We start from the raw sequence: 22074 nt of genomic DNA on the forward strand, positions 1-22074 counted from the left end.
GCAACCTTCGACCGAAACGGACAGCCGGGGGTGTCCCGTCCGCGCGATCACTGCAGTGTTCGGACTTAGGTTGCAGCAGACCTTGCAACGTTCGGTTTACCGGTGATGTCTTCTTGGGCCAGACTCATTCGCCATGACCGAGCTACGCCTGATGCGTGGCGGTACGGGCGCTCCGCCTGGTGATGGCTTCGAGGTCGGGTACCTGACGGAGGATGGGGCGCACGCTCGGGTTCCGCTGGCGGATGCGCGGGGGCTGCGGCTGGAGTCCGCGTCGCCGGCGCGGAGCTTCACCTCCTACAAGGGCCAGCGACATTTCCCGGGCCGGTGGTGGTCGGCGACGGAGGAGCGGCACGTCGGGTACGAGTCGTGGCTGGAACGCGATCATCTGCTACCCGACGTTGTTGCGTGACCTCGTAGCGGTTCTGCTGATCGGATGTCAGCGGCATGTCGCTGACGTGAGCATCTCGTGAGTCCCGCGCAGCCACTTGTCCAGTACGACGTAGCCACCCTTGGTGAGGCCAATGCGGGCGTCGACGCGATGGAGCAGGGCCTGCCCTGGATGGTGGGCGGATGGCCAGATGTGATCGGTATCGGTGATCTCGTCATCGACCCAGGCAAACGAGCACCCGTCTGCCCAATCGACGATACGGCCAGTTGGGTTGTCACTTTCCGTAGCTACTCGCCATGTGGCCCGCCGCTCCGGGAGCCGGGGCCGGAAAACGAGATGAACCGCGACGGTCGCGTGGCCAGGATGGGGGGATGCTGGTCGATCATTTTCCGCTGTTGGGACTGCGGCTGAGGACACCGCGGCTTGAGCTGCGGCTGCCGTCGCCCGAAGAACTGGCCACCCTGGCAGAGGTAGCCGCTGACGGCATTCACGCCCCTGATGTGATGCCGTTCCTCATCCCGTGGACCGACCAGCCGACCGCCGAGGTCGCCAGGGCTGTCATCCAGCACCACTGGCTGAGGCTGGGGAATTGGTCCTCGCAGGACTGGTCGCTCAGCTTCACCGTGTTCCATGCCGGCGATGTCGTCGGGCAGCAGTCCATCGGCGCACGTGACCTGGCGGTCATCCGCCGGGTGCAGACCGGCTCATGGCTGGGACAGCGCCACCAGCGGCAGGGAATCGGCACCGAGATGCGCGCCGCCGTCCTGCACCTTGCCTTCACCGAACTGGGCGCCGAGGAAGCCGTCTCTAGCGCATTCGCGGACAACCCGGCCTCACAAGCTGTCTCGCGAAAGCTCGGCTACCAACCCGACGGTCTTGATCGTCATCTCGTCCGCGATGCCATGGTCATCGATTGCCGGATGCGCCTCACCCGGGAGGCGTGGGAACGCCACCGCACGATCCCCGTCACCATCGACGGACTCACCCCGTGCCTACCTATGTTCGGGATCAACACTGCCTGACCGCAGACAGCCGGATAACTCCCCGCTAACCGGCCGCCGATGGGGAGTCGGAACCGGCCGCTGACACGCTCCGAAGGGGATGAGCGGTCCATCTACATCGAGAAAGAGCAGCGGACATTGTGCGAAACCTTTCACGACCGCACGATAACGCTGGGAGGAATCGGTAGCCCATCTGTTAGCCCTGCTCCTGGGTCTGTCCAGCGTTCGGCTCTGTCGCTCTTTCGGTGGTAGCGGAGAGTGAGGCTATTGGAGGAGGATGCGGTGGCGTAGGAGATGGAAGCCTGCCCGGCCGTACATCTGCCTTTTGATCAACTTCGTCTTGGTGTTGACGCCCTCGGTCCCACCGTTGTGGTGTTCGCTGGGTCAGAGCGGCGCGGACGGCGTCCTGGTCGAGTCGCGGACCGCGGATGAATGAGTGGACGTGCGGCAGGTTTACCTCTTCCGCGGCGTGGATCCACTTCTCCAGGCGGTCCGCGTTGTCCTCGGCGGAGACGAGGAGTTGGGCGAAGACGCGGACCAGTGAGGCGAGTTGAGTCATCTCCAAGCAGGCGCTGGTGGTCTTATGGAGGAGTTTTTGCTGGTCAGGCTTGAGGGTGTCCGGATGGGTGAGCAGTAGTCGCGAACGCCTGCGGGGCGAGAGGGCGGGTCGATCGTCTTCGACGCGACCTTGGGTGATGTAGCGGTAGAGGAGGTTCTGGCTGCCGGTGTAGCCGCGTTCCCGCGGCGAAGTCGTGGGCGTGATCGTCATCGAACGCGCCGACCAGCCGATAGCCGACCGGCCGCAGCCGAGTGTCCTGCCTCAGTCAGTTGACAACGTGCGGGTGCGACGCACTCACAAGCTACTCCGTGAGGCGTTGGTCGAGCTCATCGAGGAGCGCGGCAAAGGCCGGCCGCCCGCCCCGCTCCGCGGACTCGGTGAAAGGTGAGCCTCGCGGAGGGGGCGGGCGTTCGCCGGGCCGCCGGGCCTACGGGCGGGAGCCGTAGGCCGTGAAGTACTTCGCGCCCGGTGAGCCGAGGCCGGTCACATTGTCGTAACCGGTGGTCGCGTGGGTCAGGCCGTTGTGGCCGAAGGTCTGGGCCCGGGTGATGAGCGGGCTGTTCGGGTCGGAGGGGTTGGTGTAGTCGTTGCGGACCACGCCGAGGAGCAGGTTGGGACCGCCCGGTGTGTCGGTGACGTCATCGAACGCCGCGGTGCCGTGCTGGGCGTAGATCGCCGGGTTGGCGAATCCGAAGGGCGCGCCGATGACCTGCTGGGTCACCGCCTGGATCCCGGCGAAGAGCGGCGCGGCCAGGCTGGTGCCGCCCCACCGGGTCTCGTGGTAGCGGTCCGTGCCGTCGGGGAAGTGCTGCGTCGAACCGGCGAGGATGCCGGTGTTGTTGTCCGCGTCCGCGGCCACGTCCGGCACCACCCGCATCGGGCTGGTCAGCGGCTTGCCGTTCGGCAGGGTCTTCGACAGGCTCTCGGGCACCACGTTCGCCTGGTACGACGGCTGGGGATACAGGACGCTGGTGCCACCGCCGGCGCCGCTGAGGTACGTCGACGGGTAGCCGGTCCCCGGCTCGGGAGTCCAGGCGGTGCCGTCCGGGGTGAGGTTGGAGGCGACGTTGTTCCAGCCGGTCTGCCACAGCTGCCTGCCGTCGGAGCCGACCGCCAGGCTGGTGCCGCCGACCGCGGTCACATAGGGGTCGGAGGGCGGAAACTCGGTGTACGGGCCGTCGGTGTACACCGGGCACCCGGTGTTCGGGTCGTCCGCGCCGCAGTCACCGCTGCTGAAGTAGAAGCCGATGCCCTCGGCCGCGCCCTGCTTGAAGATCTGCTCGAACGCGTCCCGCTCGGCCTGGCTGGTGTGGCTCTCCTCGTCCCGGTTCCACGAGTTGGTGACGATGGTGGCCAGTTTGTTGTCGACGATCCGGCTCAACGCCTCCTGCTCGTCCTCCACGTTGCACGAGGCCGCGGCCACGTACGCGATCTTCGCGTCCGGCGCGATGTCGTGCACGGCGGTCACGTCTATCGATTCCTCGACGTACCAGGAGTTGCCGCCGCACTCACTCACGCTGTTCCAGGCGCTGGGCAGGCTCTGGGTGAACTGGCCCGGCTTGAGGTTCGCGACGCCGTGGTTCTTGGTGAAGGTGCTGATGTCGGACTCGATCGTCGGCGAGGCGTAGGCGTCCACGATCGCCACGGTCTGGCCCGCGCCGGTGAGGTCGTTGCTCAGGCGGTACGCCGAACGGAACTGCTGCGGGGTGTAACCGCAGTTCGTCCAGACCCCGGTGCGACCGTACGTCGGAGGCTTGTCCTTCGCCGGGTTCTGGCCGTAATAAGCAGAGCACGGACCGGCCCGCAGTACGGCCGAGGGCGGTCCGGGCAGGGTGTCGTCCCGTTGCGTGGCGCTGTTCCGCACGGCGCCGTCGTTCGCGACGAGTGGTCTCGTCCGGTGAGAACCGTTGTCGAGACCGGTGACGCCGAGGACCGCGGAGGAGATCGAGGCCGGCACGGTGACCCGCCCCGCCGGGGCGTAGTGGATGGCGCCCTTGGCGGTGGCGTCCGGGTAGTCGTCGATGGTCGTCCCGAACGCCTTCTCGGCCTGGGCGACCGAGCCGCGCACCGAGACGTAGTGCTGGTTGGACCCGGTGACGGTCAGCCCCGCGGACTCGAGCCAGGACCGGACCGCGGTGGTCTGGGCGTCGGTGGGCCCGAATCGCGCCCTGTACTGGGCCGGGGTGAGGAAGTGCCGGTAAGCGCGGCTCTTCGGATCCGACACCGAGGCGACGAACGCGTTCAGTCCTCGCGGGTCCCGTCCGGCGAGGTAGACCCGGGCGTTCAGTCGCGTGCCGGAGTCGGCGTGGCCCCGGGCCGCGGAGGCGACCGCCCAGGCGGGGCGAGCGTCCGCCACCGCGACCCGGTCGTCCGCGCCGACGTCGGCGACGGCGGGCACCACGGTCACCGCGGACAAGGACAACACGACGGCGACCGACACTCCGGTCCGGCGTCTGAAAAGAGCCCGGCCCGAAGCTCTGTTGAATTGAATATTCACTGTTTCCTTTTCTGTAAAGGATTCTGTCGATACTGAGGCGATCCCCCCGGGGGCTCGCAAGCACCAGAGCCAACCAGAGCGCTCTTACGGATGGCTGACACACAACCGCAGTGAACGGACACCGGTTACGAATGGCAGGTCAGGGCCAGGGCCGGGGCCTTCCTGCCTTTCCACCGTCGACACACGATCCGCAATTCGTAATTCTTCGCTCACGTCGCGTTACGATTCGGCCGCCGTTGTTCTGGTGGCCACCCAATGAGACACATCCGAGCTATCGGAGTTTCGTTGGGCATGAGGCATGCGGGCGGGTCAAGACGTCTGCTCGGCCCCGGTCAGCAGGGCGACCATGCTGTTGGGCGCGCCATCACCGAACATGACCTCGTAGAGGTCGTCGTCCGCGGCTTCGGCGGCCGCGCGCGCGAACATGGCCTGCTCGAACTCGGCGAGGGCGGCCTCGGTGTCGTCGGGATGCGCGGCGATGGCCCGGCCGAGTTCGGCGCCGTCCTGCATGGCCAGGTTGGCGCCTTCGCCGTTCGGCGGCATGAGGTGGGCGGCGTCGCCGAGGAGGGTCACCCCCGGCACACGGTCCCAGCGGTGCCTGACGGGCAGGGTGAAGAGGCGGCGCAGGACCGGAGGGGTGTCGCTCTCGGTGATGAGGGCGGTGAGCTCGGGGGCCCAGCCGGCGAATTCCTCGACGACCCGCGCGGTCACGGTCGCGGCCTCGGTGACATCGACGTCGGCGAGCCAGTCCTGCGGCTTCAGCAGTTGTGCGTAAGTGTGCAGGGTTCCGCCGCTCTCCCGGTGAGCCACGATGCCCTTGCCCGGCGCGAGCGCGAACAGCGATCCGGCGCCGACCGCTTTCGCGGCGGCGGGATGGCGGGTGTCGCCGTCGAACAGGAACGTCTCGACGACCGACACGCCGACGTACCGGGGGGTGGCGTCGGAGAGCAGCGGGCGAACCCGTGACCATGCGCCGTCCGCGCCGACGAGCAGGCTCGTGACGACGGTGGTGCCGTCGTTCAGTCTCGCCTCGTAGCGGCCCTCGTCCAGCGCCCGCACGCCGGTGACCTTGCCGCCCCATCGGACGATGCCGTGCGGGAGCGAATCGAGCAGCAGCTGCCGCAGCTCGCCGCGCTGCACCTCGGGACGCACTCCCGTGCCGTCGTCGGGCCGGTCGAGCAGCACGGTCCCGTGCCGGTCGAGGACCCGATACGACTCGCGTCCTTCCAGGATGAGCTCGCGAAACCCCTCGGTCAGGCCGGCCGCCTCGAGCGCCGGTTGGCCGTTCCACGGGTGGATGTCGAGCAACCCGCCCTGACGGCGCGCGGCCGGCGAGGGCTCCGCCTCGTGGACCGTGACCGGGATGCCGTGCAGGTGCAGGACGCGGGCCAGCACGAGACCGCCGAGACCGGCTCCGATGATCGTGACAGGGGTGGTCATGGTGTTTCCTCCCACAAGCTTGATTGGATCGCCGATCCAACACGCTAACACCCTTTTGGATCGGCGATCCAACCGTGGCATGATGGGGCCTGTGGCGAAGAGGACTCAGCGGCGCGCGGATCGGCTGTCCAGAGAGGTGATCGTCAAGGCCGCGACCGACCTTCTCGACACCGGCGGCGAGGCCGCGCTGACCCTGCGTGCGATCACCAGCCGCCTGAGCACCGGCTACGGGGCGGTCTACCACCACGTCGAGAACAAGAGCGACCTGCTCGCGGCGGCCACGGACGACATCATCGCCGGAGTGATGACCGGCGTGGTCGTCGACGCGGAACCGCGCGAGGCTCTGCGTACCGTGGCATTGGGCCTGTTCGACGCGATCGACGCACACCCCTGGGTCGGCGCCCAACTCTCCCGGGAGCCGTGGCGTCCCGCGCTGCTGGAGATCTACGAGTGCATCGGCGGACTGCTCGACGCACTCGGCGTTCCCGGGCAGGCGCTCTTCGACGCCGCGGGCGCGCTGGTGAACTACGTCCTCGGTGTCGCCGGGCAGAACGCCGCGAACGCCCGGGCCCACGCCTCCGGCGAGGTGGACCGGACGGCCTTCCTGTCCGCCATCGCCGCACAGTGGGCGGAGCTCGACCCCGGCAAGTACCCGTTCGTGCACAAGGCGGCGGCGCGGCTGCCCGAGCACGACGACCGCGAGCAGTTCCTCTCCGGCATCGACATCTTCCTGGCCGGCATCGCGACCCTCCGGTAGACGACCGCTGCCCCTCTATCGTTCGTCGCGCAGCTTGAGGATGTAGGCCGCAGTGAGCGCGACGGCACGGTCTTCGTCATGTGACAGCTCCGCGAGGGCACGTGACGTCGTGGTCCCCGGGATGTCCGCGAGCGCCTCTGTCAGCCACCGACGTGCGGACGATTCGACGGTGCCGTGGGCGAGGCGGTCGACGAGCCTGGTGGCGATCTCATCCGCCAATGCGGGATCACGCGCCAGCGCGCTGATCGCATCGGCCGCGTCGGCGTCGTTCGTCTCCTCGACGATCATGTCGATGAGCGTCGGGACCGCGTCGACCACTCCACGCGCCCCGAGCGCCAGAGCCGCGCACCTGCGGACCACGACGTCGGAGTTCGTGAGGGCGTCCCGCAACAGTGCGGTCGCCTCGCCGGTCGGAATCTCCGCGATGGACTGGACCGCGCGCTTCCGCACCTCGGCCACGGGTGAGTCGAGACCCTCCGCCAGCAGTGCCGATCCGTCATCGCCCGACCGGGCCAGAGCCCATCGAAGGGCTCCGGCGACGTTCGGATCCGTCTCGCTCAACGCCGCCTCGACCAGAGCCTCCACCGGAACGTCCTCGGCCGAGGACAGGGCCGCACGCTGGCGCCTGCCGGCGCTCTCCGACCCCAGAGCCTGGAGGAGCGCGACGATCTGGAGGACGTTCTCCCAGCCGGCGGGTTCCGCGGCACCGATCCGGCGGAGCCGCGTGAGCAGCTCCGTCTCGGCCGCGATGCGTTCGCGCGTCTGGCGGATGAGCTCGTCGACCAGCTCGGAGGGCGTGAAGCCGGGGTCGTCCAGCGCGCGCCCGACCTCACGCAGCGACAACCCCAGTGACCGAAGGCTCTCGATATGGAAGATCCGCCGGATGTCCTCGCTGGAGTACTCCCGGTAACCGGCCCCGGTACGACCCGTCGGCCGCACCAGGCCGAGCGACTCGTAATGCCTGAGCATGCGGGCGCTGACCCCGGACCGTCGTGCCACATCACCGATCAACACTGCCCATCACTCCTCCCGGCCGGTCGCGCCGAGGGCCACGACCCGCTTCGCCTCCTCGATCGCGAAGTCGAATCCGGCCTCCGGGTCGTGCCACAGCCGTTCCGTGGCGATCGCGTGCCGGCGCACGCGGGGGTCGGGATCCGTCATCGCGACGCGCAGGGCCGGCATGATCACCTCCCCGAGCGCGATCAGCGCCCGGCTGAGGCTCAACCGCGTCTCACGCTCGCCGCGCCCGAGCTGGGTCGTCAACACTTCGGCCAGCTCGGCCCCTTCATCATCGGGCACGAGCACGACCGCCGCTCGCCACGCGCTCCGCGCCACCTCGTCGTCGGCGTCGGTCAGCAGCGCCCGGGTGATCGCCGGCCACCCCTGCCGATCCCCGATCTTGGACAACGTGTGCAACGCCTGGCTCCGTGCCTGCGCACGCTCCGAACGGAGTTCGTCGATGAGCTTCGGGACCGTCATCGAGGACTCGTGGCGGGTGAGTGCCCACGTGAGGATCTCGCGCACGAAGAACTCGGGCTCGATCGCGCACCGTTCGATCAGCTTGTCGACGAACCTCGGGTCCGGGGTCGTGCCGACCGCCATCGCCGCTTTCAGCCGCACCGACGAACTGCTGTTCTCCAGCCCCCGGAGAGCGCGCATCGCGTTCGTCTCCTCTTCCGACATGGTCATCGGAACCACCTCCCGGGCCGCAGTGAATGCCTTGTCACTGTGTCAAGGTCAAGCGAGCCCGCCAGATCGTCGGGCTCGCGGACCTGCCGGCCCCCGCATCAGAGCGGGAAGGCTCACTCCCGGGCGGTCACCAGGGTGACCGGCTGCCGGCGGGTGGCCGACAGTGTGCTCCAAACGCTGGTCGCGCCGGTGACCAGGAAGGCTCCCGGGACCAGCAGGAGCAGCGGGGTCCACGGCACCGCGATGAGCGGGACGCCGACGGCGCGGACGCCGGCCGCGCCGATGCCGGCCAGTGCGCCCGCCGCGACCAGGCCGCCGAGGGCCAGCCCGATCGCGGTCACCGCCGACGCCTCGATCAGTGCCATGCGCACGACCTGGGATCGGCTCAGGCCCGTGACGCGGGCGACCGCGAACTCCGCCGTACGCTCGGCGCCGGCGATGACCACCGCGTTGACGACGGCGACGGCCGCGTACAGGCCGCCGAGGCCCATGAGGACGGCGAAGATCGCCATGTTCGCGCGTTCCTCCGCGGCGGCCCGGTCGTCGGCCCAGCGGGCCGGCGTACGCACCGTGCCGACGCCGGCGGCGCGGAGCCGCCCGGCCACCGCCGCGGGGTCCGTGCCCGGGGCGACCTGGATCACCGTCTGCGCCGGCGCCCGGGCCGCGACCGCGGCCGGGATCAGTTCACGGGGCACGAGGAAGTTGTCGGCGCCGTTCTCCAGGGTCGGCGGCAGCAGGGCGACGATCCGCAGCCGCATCCGCTGCCCGCCGACGCGCGCGGTGACCGTGCCGCCGAGGCGCCACCCCTCCTCGCTCTGCCCCGGGGCCACGGCGATGGTCCGGCCGTGCAGCCGGTCCAGGGAACCGGCACGCGGGGCCGGCCGGTGGGTTCGCCGGTAGGACGACGGGTCCACCGCGACGATGCCCGAGTAGAGGGTCCGCCGGTACGTACGGCCGGCCCTCCGGTGCCGGCCCGTCACGGAGATCGGCACCGTGGACTGGACCGACGCGACCGCCACGCCGGGCACCTGCGCGATCCTCGCGGCGACCGCGCCGGTCGAGTCCGCGACCAGGTCCCCCGCGACGATGCGCCGCTGCTCCTCGCCGACCATCGCGGCCAGCGAGTCCAGCGTTCCGGTCAGGCCGAGCACCAGGGCGACGAGGACGATGAGCGGTGCGGCCGTGGAGGCGCTGCGGCGCACGGCGTCCCGCAGGTTCGCCTGGGCGAGCTCGCCGAGCGTGCTCGACCGCAGCACCGGCCCGAGCAGCCGGCTCGCGAGCGGTACGGCCAGCGGGCTCAGCAGGCTCAGCGCCACCGCTCCGATCACCGAGACGCCCAGCGCGATCACGATCGCGCCCAGGACCTCGGACGCCTGCCCGACCCAGACCATCCAGACCGTGACGGCCAGAGAGGAGGTGCCGAAGAACCAGCGGGACACGGTCATCACCCGCGCGGCGCGCCCGGTGTCGCGCAGGGCCTCCAGCGGGCGTACCGCCGCCGCCCGGCGGGCCGCCGCGAGCACCCCGAGCAGCGCGACCACGAGCCCGGCGCACGCCGACCCGAGCATGATGCCGCCGTCCAGGTGCGGGGAGAAACCGCCCGGCAGGAAGCCGAGCGCGACCAGTGACCACGACTGCGCCCAGGTGGCCGGTACGCCGGCCAGCACGCCCGTCGCCGTCCCGGCCGTGCCGAGCAGCAGCGCCTCGGACAGCAGCAGGCCGAGGAGTTGCGGGCGGCTCCCTCCGGCCAGGCGCAGCAGCGCGAGTTCCCTGCGCCGCTGGGCCACGGTGAAGGCGAAGGTCGAGCTCACGATGAACAGCGCCAGGAACGCCGCCAGGAGCACCGTCATGCCGAGCAGCGTCGCGGCGCCCGCGTAGGAGTCCCGCAGTCGCTCCCTGGCCTGGCCGGACAGCCCCGGCGGTATCTTCGCGTCGGCGATGGCCGCCATCACCAGCAGCGATGACTGCAGGAGCGCGACGCCCAGGGCCACGGCCACGATGGCGCCGGCGAACAACCGCCGGTGCTCCCGGAACGTCGTGAGCGACAACCGCAGCATCGCTCAGCCCTCCAGCCGCGCGAGCCGGTCGGCGACCGCGCCCACGGAGGGCCGGACCAGGCGGTCCACGACCCGGCCGTCGGACAGGAACACCACGGCGTCCGCGCTCGCGGCCGCCGCCGGGTCGTGGGTCACCATGACGATCGTCTGGCCTCCCGCGTCGACGAGGCCGCGCATCAGGCCCAGCACCGTACGGGCGGACGTGGAGTCCAGCGCCCCGGTCGGCTCGTCGGCGAACAGAACCTCGGGCCGGGTCACCATGGCGCGGGCGATGGCCACCCGCTGCTGCTGACCGCCCGACAGCTCCCGTGGCCGGTGCGCCAGCCGGTCGCCCAGCCCGACGGCCGCCAGCACGTCGCGCACGTCCTTGCGGGACACCCTGCTCCCGGCCAGTCTCAGCGGCAGGGCGACGTTCTGCTCCGCGGACAGAGAACCGATCAAGTTGAAACTCTGGAAGATGAAGCCGACCGTACGGCGCCGCAGCACGGTGAGGACCCCGTCCGGCGCGGAGGTGATGTCCCGGCCGAGCAGGATGACCCGCCCGCCGCTCACCTTCTCCAGGCCGGCCGCGCAGTGCAGCAGCGTGGACTTCCCCGAGCCCGACGGCCCCATCACCGCCGTCCACGAACCGGCCGGGAACCCGAGGTGCACGCCGTCGAGCGCGCGGACCCGCGTCTGGCCCGGCCCGTACTCCCTGGTCACCCCGCGCAGTTCCACGGCGAGCCGGATCATCTCCCCCGGCCTGGTCTGTTCCACCATCATGAAGGCGATTCCATCGCCGGTGCGGGGGTCCGGGCATCGGGCCGGGGCCCCAACCTCGGGTATGGCGGGCCCTACCTCCGGTCTCATCGGTACGCGTACCCGGCCGGCCGGGGAGCGGCCCGACGGCCCGTGCCGAGCCGGCCGGTGAGCAGGATCCAGGCGGCGACGGCGCCGATCGGCAGCGCCATGAGCAGCGTGGTGGCCGTGGCACCGAGTTTCGACAGGAGCTCGCCGGTCAGCAGCGACAGGACCATGTTGTTCCCGGCGTGCGCGAGACTCGGCGCCCATACGCTGCCGCTGCGCGCCCAGAGCCAGGCCAGAACGACCTCCTGGAACATGAAGGACATCGTCCAGACCGCCAGCCCGAGAACGACGTCGCCGAACTGGATGTACCCGAGGAACGCCAGCGGGTAGTGCCACACCGCCCAGATCAGGCCCGTCGCCGCGACGGACGCCGCCGGGCGGCCGGCGAACAGCCGGGGCCGCAGGTAGCCGGTCCAGCCGAACTCCTCGCCCCAGTAGACGGGGGTGAGCGGAACGACCGCCACCATCAGCAGGAGCGGCGTCGCCCACTCCGGCAGGCCGGAGGCCCCCAGCGGCGTGAGGTCGGGCTTCCACAGACCCAGCAGCGCCGCCACCGTGACGGCGGCCGCGACGAGCGGCAACGGCCCCACCCAGGCGAGGAGGTAGGACGACCAGCCTCTCCGCAGCCGCACCGCGAGACCGGCGTCGCGGAACCCCTCGCCGGTCACCCAGCGGCGTACGACCACCGCCGCGACGGCGGGCGCGAAACCCATGGGCAGCTGTACCAGCGGGTTGACCAGCGACAGCCCGAGCCACAGCCGGGCGGTGAACAGGTACCCCCAGGACAGGCCGAAGGAGATGAGGAGGTACGCGAGTACCCCTGTGCGCTTTTCCACAGGCCCGAACGCACCTTTCCGTAGATGTCGGACGCGTCCGTTCACGGAATCACCGGGCCGGGGGCGCGGCCATCACGGTGGGCCACCGGATCGGAGGTGGTGCTGGGCCTACCAGGCCGGGTGCGGCGGCCTCGTGAGCGGCGCGGATCGGCGCCGCCGGTAGCGTGACGCGTGTGCCCTCCGCCGTGCCGAACACCGCGCTGGAGGCGGTCGCGCGGCGCCGCTTCCTCCTCGGCCGCTGGCCGTGGCGGTCCCTGGGCTACCTGCTGACCGCCGCCGTGCCCGCGTTCGTCGCCGTCCTGCCGCTGGTGTTGCTCGGCTCACCGTGGGCCGTCGCGCTGCGCCTGGCGACCGGGGAGGCCCGGCCGCCGTACGCCGTGATCACGTCGCTCGCCGGGCTCGGGCTGCTGATCATCGTGGCGATCGGACCGCTGGTGGCGCTGCCCCTGGCGGCCCTGGAGCGGCGGCGGCTGCGCCTGGTGGACGCGCGGCCGATCGCGTCCCCGCACCGCCGCCCGCCGGCCGCCGGACCGTGGCCGTGGCTGCGCACCCGCTACACGGAGGCGGCCACCTGGCGGGCGTTCGGTTACACCGTCCTGCTCTGCGCCGTCACGCTCGCGCTGTGGCCGGCCGTCCTCCTGCTCCTGATCGTGCTCGGCGGGCTGGTCGCGAGTCCCCTGCTGGTACGGGACGGCCATCCCGTCTCGCTCGTCATCGGCCACGCCGGCACCCCGGCGGCGGCCCTGCCGTACGCGGCCGCCGGTCTGGTGCTGCTGCCGGTCACCGCGTACGTGCTGGCGGTGCTCGCCGGAGCGCACGGCGCGATGGCGCGGGCCCTGCTCTCACGCGGGACGGACGAGCGGCTGCGCGCGGAACTGGTCGAGGTGTCGCGCTCGCGCGCCCGGCTCGTCGACGCCTTCGAGGCCGAACGCCGCCGGATCGAGCGTGACCTGCACGACGGCGCCCAGCAGCGCCTCCTCAGCCTCACCCTGCGACTCGGCCTCGCCCGGCTCGACCTCCCGCCCGAATCGCCCGCCGGCCAGAGCGTCGCCGACGCACACGAACAGGCGAAACAGCTCATGGTCGAGTTGCGGGAACTCGTCCGCGGCATTCATCCCCGGGTCCTCACCGACCGGGGGCTCCCGGCGGCCATCGGCGAGCTCGCCGACCGGTTCCACCTCCCGGTGACGGTGGACGCCGACCTGCCCGCCCGGCCGCCCCGCCACATCGAGGGCACGGCCTACTTCGTCGTCACCGAGGCGCTCACCAACATCGCCAAGCACAGCGGGGCGACCGCGGCCGGCGTCACCGTACGGCACGACGACGACCTGCTCACCGTGGAGATCCGAGACGACGGCGACGGCGGCGCGGACCCACGGCGCGGCACCGGCCTGACCGGCCTGGCCGACCGGGTGGCCGTGACGGACGGGAGAATGCTCCTGTCGAGCCCGACCGGCGGGCCGACGGTCCTACGTGTGGAGCTTCCGTGCAGTCTGAGCGAACCGCGGTCCGAGTAGTCCTCGCCGAGGACGGCGTGCTCCTGCGGGAAGGGCTCGCGGGGCTGCTGCACCGGTTCGGGTTCGAGGTCGTCGCCACGGCCGGCGACGCGGTGGCGCTCCGGAAGGCCGTGGCCGAGCACGCCCCCGACCTGGTGCTGACCGACATTCGGATGCCACCGGACTACACGGACGAGGGGCTGCGCGCCGCCGTCGAACTCCGCCGCGCCGACCCGGGTCTGGCCGTCGTCGCGCTCAGCCAGTACGTGGAGCTGAGCTACGCCTCGGACCTGCTCGACTCCGGTGACGGCCGGGGCGTCGGCTACCTCCTGAAGGACCGGGTGGTCGACGTCGAGGAGTTCGTCGCCACGCTGCGCCAGGTGGCCGACGGCGGCACCGTGGTCGATCCCCAGGTCGTACGCCAGCTGCTGCGCCGGCAGCGCGACCCGCTGAGCCGGCTGTCCGCGCGGGAGCACGAGGTCCTGGGCCTCATCGCCGAAGGACACTCGAACACCGCGATCGCCCGGCTGCTCGTCGTCTCCGAGGCCACGGTCGGCAAGCACGTCGGCAGCATCCTCGCCAAGCTCGACCTGCCTCCGGACGACGACACGAGCCGCCGGGTCCTCGCGGTCCTGGCGTACCTACGGAGCGGCTCCGGCCGGTGACGCCCACCGCCGTCGGCGAAGGCGCCCGGCCTGCCGGTAGGACGTGGCCGATCGGCGGGGAGGTCGCGGCGCTGCGGTGGGGGTCGACGCGTAGACCATCGCCGTGCCGCGCTGATCCTCACCGCGGGTGCGCTGGTGACCGCGCTTCGGCTCACCGGCCGCCGGAGCCGGCCCGGTCCGCGGTTTGCACCTCGCGCCGCTGAGCTCCGTCGGCCTGACCGTGGCCGTCACCGCCCCGGGCGGCGGGATGCCGGGCCGACGGTGATCCACCGGCCCGCTCCCGGCGGGGGCGGACCAGGCCGATGACCGCGAGCGCGCCGACGGCGGCGAGGCAGAGCCAGGCGAACGTGTCGCCGACCAGGTCGTAGACCGTCGTGGCGCCGCGCGTCGGCACGTAGGCCACGGTCGTCTGCGGATCCGTCGTGAGGGAGTCGGTGGTGGCCAGGACGTGGCCCCGGTCGTCGAAGGCGGCCGACACGCCCTCGGCGTCCTGGCGCACCAGCGCGTAGCCGCCTTCGACGGCGCGCAGGGCGGCCTTCTCGGTGTGCGGGCCGCCGTACTCCCGCCAGTCGTGCGACGGGACGAGCATGATGTCCGCGCGTACGCGCATCAGGTCGGGGAAGTCGGCGTCGTAGCAGATGACGTTCGCGATCCGGCCGTACGGGGTGGCGACGACCGGCACCCGGCCGTCGCCCGGCGTGAACGGCTCCGAGCCGGGGATCGGGTGCGCCTTCTGGTACGTCCACTGGACCTTTCCGTCGGGGCCGATGAGGAGGGCCTCGTCGCGGCCGTACGCCGGTCCGGTCGTGCTGTAGACGCCGAGGCCGATCTCCAGGTAGATGCGGGACTCGCGGGCCTGTTTCCGGGCCGCCGCGATGGCGGCGGACTCGCTCGTCTCCTGCGTCTTGACGCCTTCTTCGGGCCAGATCACGATCTCCGCCCCGGCGTCGGCCTCCCGCCGCGTGAGGGCGAGCAGCTGGTCCTCCACGGCCCTCATGGCCGGTTCGACCTGCGATGCGGGCGCGGCGGCGACCTCCCGGCGGCCGCCGTCGACCCGGCCGATCGCGGCCTGCTGGGCGGCGAGCACGTCCCGGCCGGGGCTGACACCGGCGATCCGCACCGTCGCGCTCTCGTCCGGAAGGAGGGCGAGCCGCGCACCGCCGCCGAGCAGGACGGCGGCCATGACGGCCCCGTACACGAGGCCGCCGCGGGCCGAACGCCGCGAGGGGCGCTCCCAGAAGCGGTTGACCGTACTGGCGAGCCAGGCGATCAGGAAACCGATCCCGTACGAGCCGGTGATCGAGGTGACCTGCAGCAGGGGCAGGTCCCCGTACTGCGTGACGGTGAGCGAGCCGTAGGCGGTGCCGAACGGCGACAGCAGGGTGATGAGGAACTCGGCTCCGGCGACCGCCGCGGGAAAGACCAGCGTCGCCGGCCACGGGTGCAGCCGGCCGACGAGCAGCCGGTCGAGCAGGAACGGCAGCGTCTGCACCAGGCCGAGACCGGCCGCTCCGGCGAGGATGACGGCGTTGAATCCCAGCGCCGACTCGTAGACCCAGAACACGGCGGCGGCGATGTTCGCGAGCAGGATCCACAGGGTGCCCGACCAGGCACGGCCGGTACGGGTGAAACGCAGCAGGAGGACCGGGAAGATCCACGCCGCGAGGGGGAGGTCCCAGCGGCCGCCGACCGCGAACAGCATCGCCGCGGCGCCGAACGCCAGGAACGCGTACCGCAGCGATGCCGTCGTCGTACGCCTCTCGTCGCCCATTCTCTTTCTTCTTTCCTCAGGGATTCAGGGGCGTTTCGACGCTAGAAGGGCGCATCGGCGACGGGCATCGTCTGGAGGGGCGATCCTCTCCCGGCCCGCGCAACCATGGATGCGTCCGCGCGGACGATCCGGTGAGCTCCGCGAACATCTAACGTTGGCGACTGATGACGGCGTACGTAACGGCTGCCCTGCGCAGCGCACACACCCGGGTGGCCGGCCGGCCCTGGCTGGTCGACGTGGCGCTCGGCGGCGGGCTCACCGCGTTCGACATGGCGACGCTGTCCGGCCGGACGCCGGCGCCGAGCACGGTCGGCGTGCTGCTCTGGGGCCTGCAGACCGTTCCGCTGTTCTGGCGGCGACGGCGTCCCCGCACCGTCCTGGGCGCGATGACGGTCGCCTTCGTCCTCTTCGAGGCGATCGACCCGGTCCCGGGCAAGACGCCGGGGCCGTACTTCCTGATCTTCGCGGTGTACGCGCTCGCCCGGTACGCCCCGGCGGCCGTGAGCGCTCCGTGGTCCGCGCTGTCGCTCGTCGCGGCGGCGGTGACCGACCTCGTCGGCGGCCGGTCCCCGGTGCCCCGCCTGGACTCGCTGGAGCCGATCACCGCGACCACGTTCGCCGCCTTCTACGTCCTGGCCTGGCTCCTGGGGTACGGGCGGCGGCGGATCGAGAGCGACGCCGGCCGGCTGCGGGCCCTGAACGAACGGCTGCGCGTGGAGCGGGAGACCAACGCCCGGCAGGCCGTCCTCACCGAGCGGGCCCGCATCGCCCGCGACCTCCATGACGTCGTCGCACACCACGTCAGCGCCATCGCCGTCCAGGCGCGGTCCACCGAGGAGGGGCTGCGGGACGGTCCGGCGCTCGCGGACGTGACGCGTATCGCGGCGACCGCCGACACCGCGCTCATCGAGATGCGCCGCATTCTCGGCCTGCTCTCCGGGCCGGGTGAGGACGCCGGTCCCGAGCCGTCTCTCGCCCACGTCGACCGGCTCGTCTCGGCGGCCGAAGCGGCCGGCTGCCGCGTGACGGCGACGCTGGACCCGTCGGCCGGCGCCGTTCCCTCCGCGATCCAGGTCTCGGCCTACCGCATCGTGCAGGAGGCACTGACGAACGTCGTCAAGCACGCCGGTCCCACCGACGTCCGGGTCGCCCTGCGCCTCGACGACGACGTGCTGACCGTCGAGGTCGAGAACGGACCGGCCGCCGCGGCCCACCGTCCCGTACCCGGATCCGGCCGGGGACTGATCGGCGTCCGGGAACGTGTCACCGCCTTCGGCGGCACGTCACACCTCGGCCCGCGCCCGGACGGCGGGTGGCGGGTCCGCGCCGCACTCCCGCTTCGGGAGGTCCGATGACCGTCCGGGTGCTCCTCGTCGACGACCAGGAGATGGTCCGGGCCGCGCTGCGCGCCGTGATCGACCGCCGCGACGACCTGTGCGTCGTCGGCGACGCCGCGGACGGCGAACAGGCCGTCGCCGCGGCGCTCCGTCTCCGGCCCGACGTCGTCGTCATGGACGTGCGCATGCCCGGCATGACCGGCGTCGAGGCCACCCGGCGGATCCTCGACGGCTGGCCGCACCCCGCCCCTCCGCCCCGTGTCCTCGTGCTCACCACCTTCGACCTGGACGAGTACGTGCACGCGGCCCTGCGCGCCGGCGCCGGCGGCTTCCTGCTGAAGAACAGCCCGCCCGACCAGCTCGCGCACGCGATCCGCGTCGTCGCCGAAGGTGAGGCCATGCTCGCCCCGAGCGTCACGCACCGGCTCATCAGCACGTTCACCGCGCTCCCCCTCGGCCTCGTCCCCGGCGTGTCCGGCCCCGGCCGGCACGAGCTCATCGACGCGCTCACCGAACGCGAGCTGCGGGTCCTCATCCTGGTCGCGCGCGGGCTGTCCAATCTCCAGATCGCCGATGCGCTCGGCCTGACGCAGGCCAACGTGAAGAGCCGCGTCAACCGCATCCTCACCCGCCTCGGCCTGGACAACCGCGTCCAGGCCGCGATACTCGTGCACGAAGCGGGCCTGCTCCCGGCCGTGCACGGGCGGGACGAGCCCCCGGAACCCAGGAGGCCCCGGCCTTGACCGCCGATGACGTACAGGCTCGCTGGCGCGCCCGGCGGGCGCCGGACGGCGATCTGGTCCTCTTCGGCGACGGCACCCTGGCGGTGATGGAGCTCCAGGAGTTCACCGGCTCCCCGCAGTGGGAGTGGCGGGAGATCGTACGGGCGCGGCAGTGGACGGCGTCCCACTGGATCGACGTCGACCTCACCCTCGCGTCGTGCGACCGGGCGGGGAGCCGGGCCCTCGCCGGCGAGTCGGCCGCGCACGGCAGCATCGGGTGGGTCGCGCTGACCCGCGACGGCGGGGACACGCTGGAGTGGCTCGCGGTCTGCCGGTACTCCGACCCCTTCGCCGTCGTCGAGCTCGACGACACGGCCGTGACCGCGACGAGCACCGCCGGTCAGGTCTGGCGATTCCCTCGCTCGGCTCCCGAGCGGGTGACGATCACGAGCGCTCCGCGATGAACACGAACTCCCGGCCGGGACGGTCCGGTGCCTGCCGCACGTCCAGCACGCGATAACCGCCCTCGGCCAGGCTCGCCTCCACCTCGTCGCGGTCGCGGAACCTCAGCGTCGAGTCCGAGGTGAGCACCGCGCCGTCGGCCGGGAACCGGTAGGTGTAACGGAAGGACACCAGCGGAAGGCTCACGTCGGTGACCTCCATCCGCCGCTCCACCGGGCCGATCCCCGGCACGTCCAGGGTGACCGGAGCGGTGTCGGCGGCCCACTCCTGCCAGGCGCGGCGCTCGGGACGCCGGGTCTCGAACACGAGGTGACCGCCCGGGCGAAGCGCGGCGTGCACGTTCCCGAGGGTCCGCGCCCAGTCGTCGTCGGTGAGGAAGACCTGCGCGACGTTCCCGGTCATCACCGCCAGGTCGAATCCGGACGGTACGGCCGGCCGACGCGCGTCGCCGTGCACCCAGGTGATCCTCCCGGCCGGATCCTTGGATCTGGCGACGTCGAGCGACGCCTGCGCCGGGTCGACGCCCACGACCGTACGGCCGGCGTCGGCGAGCAGGATCGCCAGGCCGCCCGTGCCGCAGCCGACGTCGAGCACCCGGTCCGCGCCCAGCTCGCCCGCGATGGCGACGTAGGCCGCGAGGTCGTCGCGGTCGCCGTCGAAGGCGTCGTAGAGGGGGGCGAGGCGAGGGTGGGCGAACAGCGCGTCGGGCACGCGGCGACCGTACTCGCGGCCGGGCCGCTCCGGCGACGGGTTTTCACTGCACCGCTACGCCTCCGGTGAAACGACGTGTCGCCCGTTCGCCCCGACCGCCACGATGGCCGTATGAGACTGCTCGTACTGGGAGGAACGCACCATGTCGGCCGAGCCGTCGTCGAGACGGCGCTGGCACGGGGCGACGAGGTCACCACCGTCAACCGGGGACTGAGCCGGGCACCCGCAGCCGGGGTGGAGGCCCTCGTCGCCGACCGTACCGACCCCGACGCCCTGCGCCGGGCGGTCGCGGACCGGGAGTGGGACGCGGTGATCGACACCTGGAGCGGACCGCCGCGCGTGGTGCGCGACTCCTGCGAGCTGCTCGCCGGCCGTACCGGTCACTACGGGTACGTGTCCAGCCGGTCGGTCCACCGGTGGCCGATCCCGCCGGGCGCCGACGAGAACGCCCCGGTGGTCGACGGCGACCCCGGCGCGAAGGACGACGAGGACTACGCCGCCGCGAAGCGCGGCGGCGAACTCGCCGCCCTGGAGGCGTTCGGCGACCGTGCGCTGCTCGCCCGCGCCGGTCTCATCCTCGGCCCGTACGAGGTCATCGGCCGCATGCCGTGGTGGCTGCGCCGGATCGAGCGCGGCGGGCCCGTCCTGGCGCCCGAGCCCGACCGCCCCCTCCAGTACGTCGACGCGCGCGACCTGGCCCGCTGGATGCTGTCGGCTGCGGACCGCGGGATCGGCGGCGCATTCAACACCGTCAGCCCGTCCGGGTACTGCACGATGCGCGAACTGCTCGAGACCGCCGTACGGGTGACCGGCGCGGACGCCGAACTGGTCTGGGTCTCCCCCGGCGTGATCGAGGAGGCGGGCATCAGCCCCTGGACCGAACTGCCGATCTGGCTGCCGCTGAACAGTGAGTACGACGGCATGCACGACTCGGACGTGTCCGCCGCCGTGGCCAGCGGGCTCACCTTCCGGCCGATGCCGGAGACGGTCGCCGACACGTGGGCCTGGCTCCAGGCCGAGGGAGATCCCGCCCCTCGTCCGGGCGCCCCCGGGATCGGGCTCGACCCCGACAAGGAGCGGCGCGTCCTCCAGCGGATCCGCGCCCGGTGACCGGAGCGCGGCCGGCTACGTCTCAGGCTGTGGGCGTCGGGACGGCCGCGGGTCCGTGGTCCGAACTCGGCTCGGCGCTGCCGTCCGGGCTCGTTTCGGTTTTGGTGTAAAGGACCTCGCGTCCCTGGTCGGCGGCGCGGATGAGCGCTTCGCTGACGAAGGCGAGGAAGCGGGCGGCGTTCTCCAGGCGGGTGGCGGCCGGAGTACCGGCGCCGAGGATGGCGACGCCCTGCCGTGCGGCCTCGATGAACTCGTCGTTGGAGCGGGCGCTGCGGATCATCGCCTGGTACCAGAGGTCGTCGTCGACGACGTAGCGCTCGCGGCGGCGTTCGTCGCGTTCCCGGCGGACGAGGTTCTGGCTCTCCAGGAACGCGATCGCCTTGGAGACGGACGCCGGGCTGACCTGGAGGCGCTGGGCGAGCTCGGAGGCCGTGAGGCTCCCGGTGTCGGTGGTGTAGAGGCAGCTCAGCACCCGGGCCATCATCTTGGGCAGGCCCCCGGCCATGGAGACGGTGGTGAGGGTCTCCTCGTAGTCGCGCACGGCCTCGGGGTCGCGCCCGTAAGGCTGCGCGGCCGCCCGCGTTCCCCGGGGCGCGGCCTGCCGGCGCCGGTGGGTGCGCTGCTGGGTGGCGCGCTGGGCCAGGTCGGGGCGGTAGCCGGCGGGGCCGCCGTTCCGCGACACCTCACGTGTGATCGTCGAGGTCGGACGGTCGAGACGGCGGGCGATCTCGGCGTAGGCCAGGCCGTCGGCCAGCCCTGCCGCGATCTGCTGGCGCTCCTGCTGGGTGAGCCTGCCTCCCGGCATCACGACCCCCTTCATGCCCCACGGGTGCTCCATGGCGCTGCTCGGTGTTCCCTGACGCCTCCACCATAGCGTTCGCCTTCAATACATTGCAACGGACGACTGCCCCACCATTGCGTTAAACGAGAGCCGGTTGCAATGATTATTGATCTCTGACCTGCATGTTTGTTGTTTCTACGCAAAGATCTAGTTGTGGAGATCTGGAAAGCAACGTAGCGTTTGCGATGTCAGAAACAACACCGGCACCGAGGAACACCCGATGCAGAAGTTCGACACCCCCCGCCCGATCACCGTCGTCCTGAACGTCCCCGCCGGACGGGTCCAGCTGATCGCCGCCGACCGGGCCGACACCACCATCGAGATCCAGCCCGCCAACCCCGCCAAGAGCCGCGACGTGAAAGCCGCTGAGCAGACCACGGCCGAGTACGCCGACGGCGTCCTGCGGATTCAGGTCCCGGCCAAGAACCAGTACCTCGGCCCGTCGGGCTCCATCGAGGTGACGGTCAAGCTGCCCGCCGGCTCCCACGTCCAGGCCACCGCCGCCAGCACCGAACTGCGCACCGTCGGCCGCCTCGGCGACGTCACCTTCGACGGCGCCTACCGCCACATCAAGCTCGACGAGACCGCGAACCTCCACCTCACCGCCACCGACGGCGACATCCAGGTCGGCCGCCTCGGCGGCTCCGCGCAGATCACCACCGCACGCGGCGACATCACCATCACCGAGGCCACCGGCGGCAAGGTCACCCTCCACACCCAGTCCGGCGACATCTCCATCGGCGCCGCGGCCGGCGTCTCGGCCACCCTCGACGCCGGCACCAGCCACGGCCGCGTCAGCAACGCCCTCAAGAACGACGGCACTCCCGGACTCGACATCCACGCCACCACCTCCCAGGGCGACATCACCGCCCGCGGCCTCTGAGGACCG

The 22074-nt window shown here is 71.7% G+C and carries 20 protein-coding genes and 1 pseudogene; 10 read left to right on the forward strand and 11 right to left on the reverse strand.

All coding sequences use genetic code 11. From position 1 onward, the window contains the following. Positions 1-133 precede the first annotated feature (133 nt). Together ACQEV1_RS36690 and ACQEV1_RS36695 are read left to right on the forward strand one after the other, a co-directional pair. Positions 134-409, forward strand: a complete 276-nt coding sequence (locus ACQEV1_RS36690) for a hypothetical protein (protein ID WP_433400443.1) — start codon at positions 134-136, stop codon at positions 407-409. Positions 410-759: 350 nt separating this feature from the next. Next, positions 760-1410, forward strand: coding sequence for a GNAT family N-acetyltransferase (locus ACQEV1_RS36695; RefSeq protein WP_433400445.1), 651 nt, complete (start codon positions 760-762; stop codon positions 1408-1410). Between the two features lie 243 nt (positions 1411-1653). Here ACQEV1_RS36695 and ACQEV1_RS36700 read toward each other — a convergent pair. The 3 genes and pseudogenes from ACQEV1_RS36700 to ACQEV1_RS36710 all read right to left on the reverse strand — a co-directional run. Then, positions 1654-1752 (reverse strand): annotated as a pseudogene (locus tag ACQEV1_RS36700) (hypothetical protein); the annotation flags it as partial. A 623-nt stretch (positions 1753-2375) separates the two neighbouring features. After that, positions 2376-4373 carry a S53 family peptidase gene (locus ACQEV1_RS36705; RefSeq protein WP_433400448.1) on the reverse strand — a complete coding sequence of 666 codons (1998 nt, stop codon included), beginning with the start codon at positions 4371-4373 and terminating at the stop codon, positions 2376-2378. Between the two features lie 381 nt (positions 4374-4754). Then, positions 4755-5885: an FAD-dependent oxidoreductase gene (locus tag ACQEV1_RS36710; RefSeq protein ID WP_433400451.1), complete on the reverse strand. Its 1131-nt coding sequence runs from the start codon at positions 5883-5885 to the stop codon at positions 4755-4757. 91 nt (positions 5886-5976) lie between these two features. On the opposite strand from ACQEV1_RS36710, the gene ACQEV1_RS36715 reads away from it, so the two are divergent. Next, positions 5977-6642 (forward strand): TetR/AcrR family transcriptional regulator, encoded by a 666-nt coding sequence (locus tag ACQEV1_RS36715; protein WP_433400454.1) that lies wholly within the window; start codon positions 5977-5979, stop codon positions 6640-6642. Between the two features lie 15 nt (positions 6643-6657). Here the strand turns inward: ACQEV1_RS36715 and ACQEV1_RS36720 are convergent, their stop codons facing one another. The 5 genes from ACQEV1_RS36720 to ACQEV1_RS36740 all read right to left on the reverse strand — a co-directional run bounded on the left by ACQEV1_RS36720 (position 6658) and on the right by ACQEV1_RS36740 (position 12070). Beyond that, the gene (locus ACQEV1_RS36720; RefSeq protein WP_285632211.1) at positions 6658-7656 is read right to left on the reverse strand and encodes a HEAT repeat domain-containing protein; all 999 of its coding nucleotides are present in this window, start codon (positions 7654-7656) and stop codon (positions 6658-6660) included. Positions 7657-7662: 6 nt separating this feature from the next. After that, positions 7663-8331: a HEAT repeat domain-containing protein gene (locus tag ACQEV1_RS36725; RefSeq protein ID WP_432705648.1), complete on the reverse strand. Its 669-nt coding sequence runs from the start codon at positions 8329-8331 to the stop codon at positions 7663-7665. Between the two features lie 113 nt (positions 8332-8444). After that, positions 8445-10388 (reverse strand): FtsX-like permease family protein, encoded by a 1944-nt coding sequence (locus ACQEV1_RS36730; protein WP_433400458.1) that lies wholly within the window; start codon positions 10386-10388, stop codon positions 8445-8447. A gap of 3 nt (positions 10389-10391) precedes the next feature. After that, entirely contained in the window at positions 10392-11147 is a 756-nt protein-coding gene (locus ACQEV1_RS36735) for an ABC transporter ATP-binding protein (RefSeq protein WP_433406039.1), read from the reverse strand. Between the two features lie 86 nt (positions 11148-11233). Beyond that, positions 11234-12070 carry a CPBP family intramembrane glutamic endopeptidase gene (locus ACQEV1_RS36740; protein WP_285632206.1) on the reverse strand — a complete coding sequence of 279 codons (837 nt, stop codon included), beginning with the start codon at positions 12068-12070 and terminating at the stop codon, positions 11234-11236. Between the two features lie 173 nt (positions 12071-12243). Between ACQEV1_RS36740 and ACQEV1_RS36745 the strand changes: the two genes are divergently transcribed. Both ACQEV1_RS36745 and ACQEV1_RS36750 read left to right on the forward strand, forming a co-directional pair. After that, positions 12244-13587 carry a sensor histidine kinase gene (locus ACQEV1_RS36745; protein WP_433400461.1) on the forward strand — a complete coding sequence of 448 codons (1344 nt, stop codon included), beginning with the start codon at positions 12244-12246 and terminating at the stop codon, positions 13585-13587. Then, positions 13557-14231, forward strand: coding sequence for a response regulator transcription factor (locus ACQEV1_RS36750; RefSeq protein WP_285632200.1), 675 nt, complete (start codon positions 13557-13559; stop codon positions 14229-14231). The genes ACQEV1_RS36745 and ACQEV1_RS36750 overlap by 31 nt, the downstream gene beginning before the upstream one ends. Before the next feature lie 151 nt (positions 14232-14382). On the opposite strand, the gene ACQEV1_RS36755 is transcribed toward ACQEV1_RS36750, so the two are convergent. Continuing rightward, the gene (locus ACQEV1_RS36755) at positions 14383-16002 is read right to left on the reverse strand and encodes a nitrilase-related carbon-nitrogen hydrolase (protein WP_433400464.1); all 1620 of its coding nucleotides are present in this window, start codon (positions 16000-16002) and stop codon (positions 14383-14385) included. A 164-nt stretch (positions 16003-16166) separates the two neighbouring features. Between ACQEV1_RS36755 and ACQEV1_RS36760 the strand changes: the two genes are divergently transcribed. Genes ACQEV1_RS36760 through ACQEV1_RS36770 form a run of 3 tightly spaced genes read left to right on the forward strand, consistent with a single transcriptional unit; the run spans position 16167 to position 18525 of the window. Then, positions 16167-17357: a sensor histidine kinase gene (locus ACQEV1_RS36760; RefSeq protein WP_433400467.1), complete on the forward strand. Its 1191-nt coding sequence runs from the start codon at positions 16167-16169 to the stop codon at positions 17355-17357. After that, positions 17354-18082, forward strand: coding sequence for a response regulator (locus tag ACQEV1_RS36765; RefSeq protein WP_433400470.1), 729 nt, complete (start codon positions 17354-17356; stop codon positions 18080-18082). The genes ACQEV1_RS36760 and ACQEV1_RS36765 overlap by 4 nt, the downstream gene beginning before the upstream one ends. After that, positions 18079-18525 (forward strand): hypothetical protein, encoded by a 447-nt coding sequence (locus ACQEV1_RS36770; protein WP_433400472.1) that lies wholly within the window; start codon positions 18079-18081, stop codon positions 18523-18525. The genes ACQEV1_RS36765 and ACQEV1_RS36770 overlap by 4 nt, the downstream gene beginning before the upstream one ends. Here the strand turns inward: ACQEV1_RS36770 and ACQEV1_RS36775 are convergent. After that, positions 18506-19234, reverse strand: coding sequence for a class I SAM-dependent methyltransferase (locus tag ACQEV1_RS36775; protein ID WP_433400475.1), 729 nt, complete (start codon positions 19232-19234; stop codon positions 18506-18508). The two genes, ACQEV1_RS36770 and ACQEV1_RS36775, sit on opposite strands and share 20 nt — an antisense overlap. A 111-nt stretch (positions 19235-19345) precedes the next feature. On the opposite strand from ACQEV1_RS36775, the gene ACQEV1_RS36780 reads away from it, so the two are divergent. Further along, on the forward strand, positions 19346-20344 hold the full coding sequence (locus ACQEV1_RS36780) for an NAD-dependent epimerase/dehydratase family protein (RefSeq protein WP_433400478.1): 999 nt from the start codon (positions 19346-19348) through the stop codon (positions 20342-20344). Positions 20345-20366: 22 nt separating this feature from the next. On the opposite strand, the gene ACQEV1_RS36785 is transcribed toward ACQEV1_RS36780, so the two are convergent. Next, a complete protein-coding gene (locus ACQEV1_RS36785) occupies positions 20367-21149 on the reverse strand; it encodes a helix-turn-helix domain-containing protein (protein WP_433406041.1) in 783 nt (260 codons plus the stop codon). A gap of 256 nt (positions 21150-21405) precedes the next feature. Between ACQEV1_RS36785 and ACQEV1_RS36790 the strand changes: the two genes are divergently transcribed. Next, positions 21406-22068, forward strand: coding sequence for a DUF4097 family beta strand repeat-containing protein (locus ACQEV1_RS36790; RefSeq protein ID WP_433400480.1), 663 nt, complete (start codon positions 21406-21408; stop codon positions 22066-22068). The last annotated feature ends 6 nt before the right edge of the window (positions 22069-22074 follow it).

The organism is Actinoallomurus sp. CA-142502, from assembly GCF_050936355.1.
GTDB classification, from domain to species: domain Bacteria; phylum Actinomycetota; class Actinomycetes; order Streptosporangiales; family Streptosporangiaceae; genus Actinoallomurus; species Actinoallomurus iriomotensis.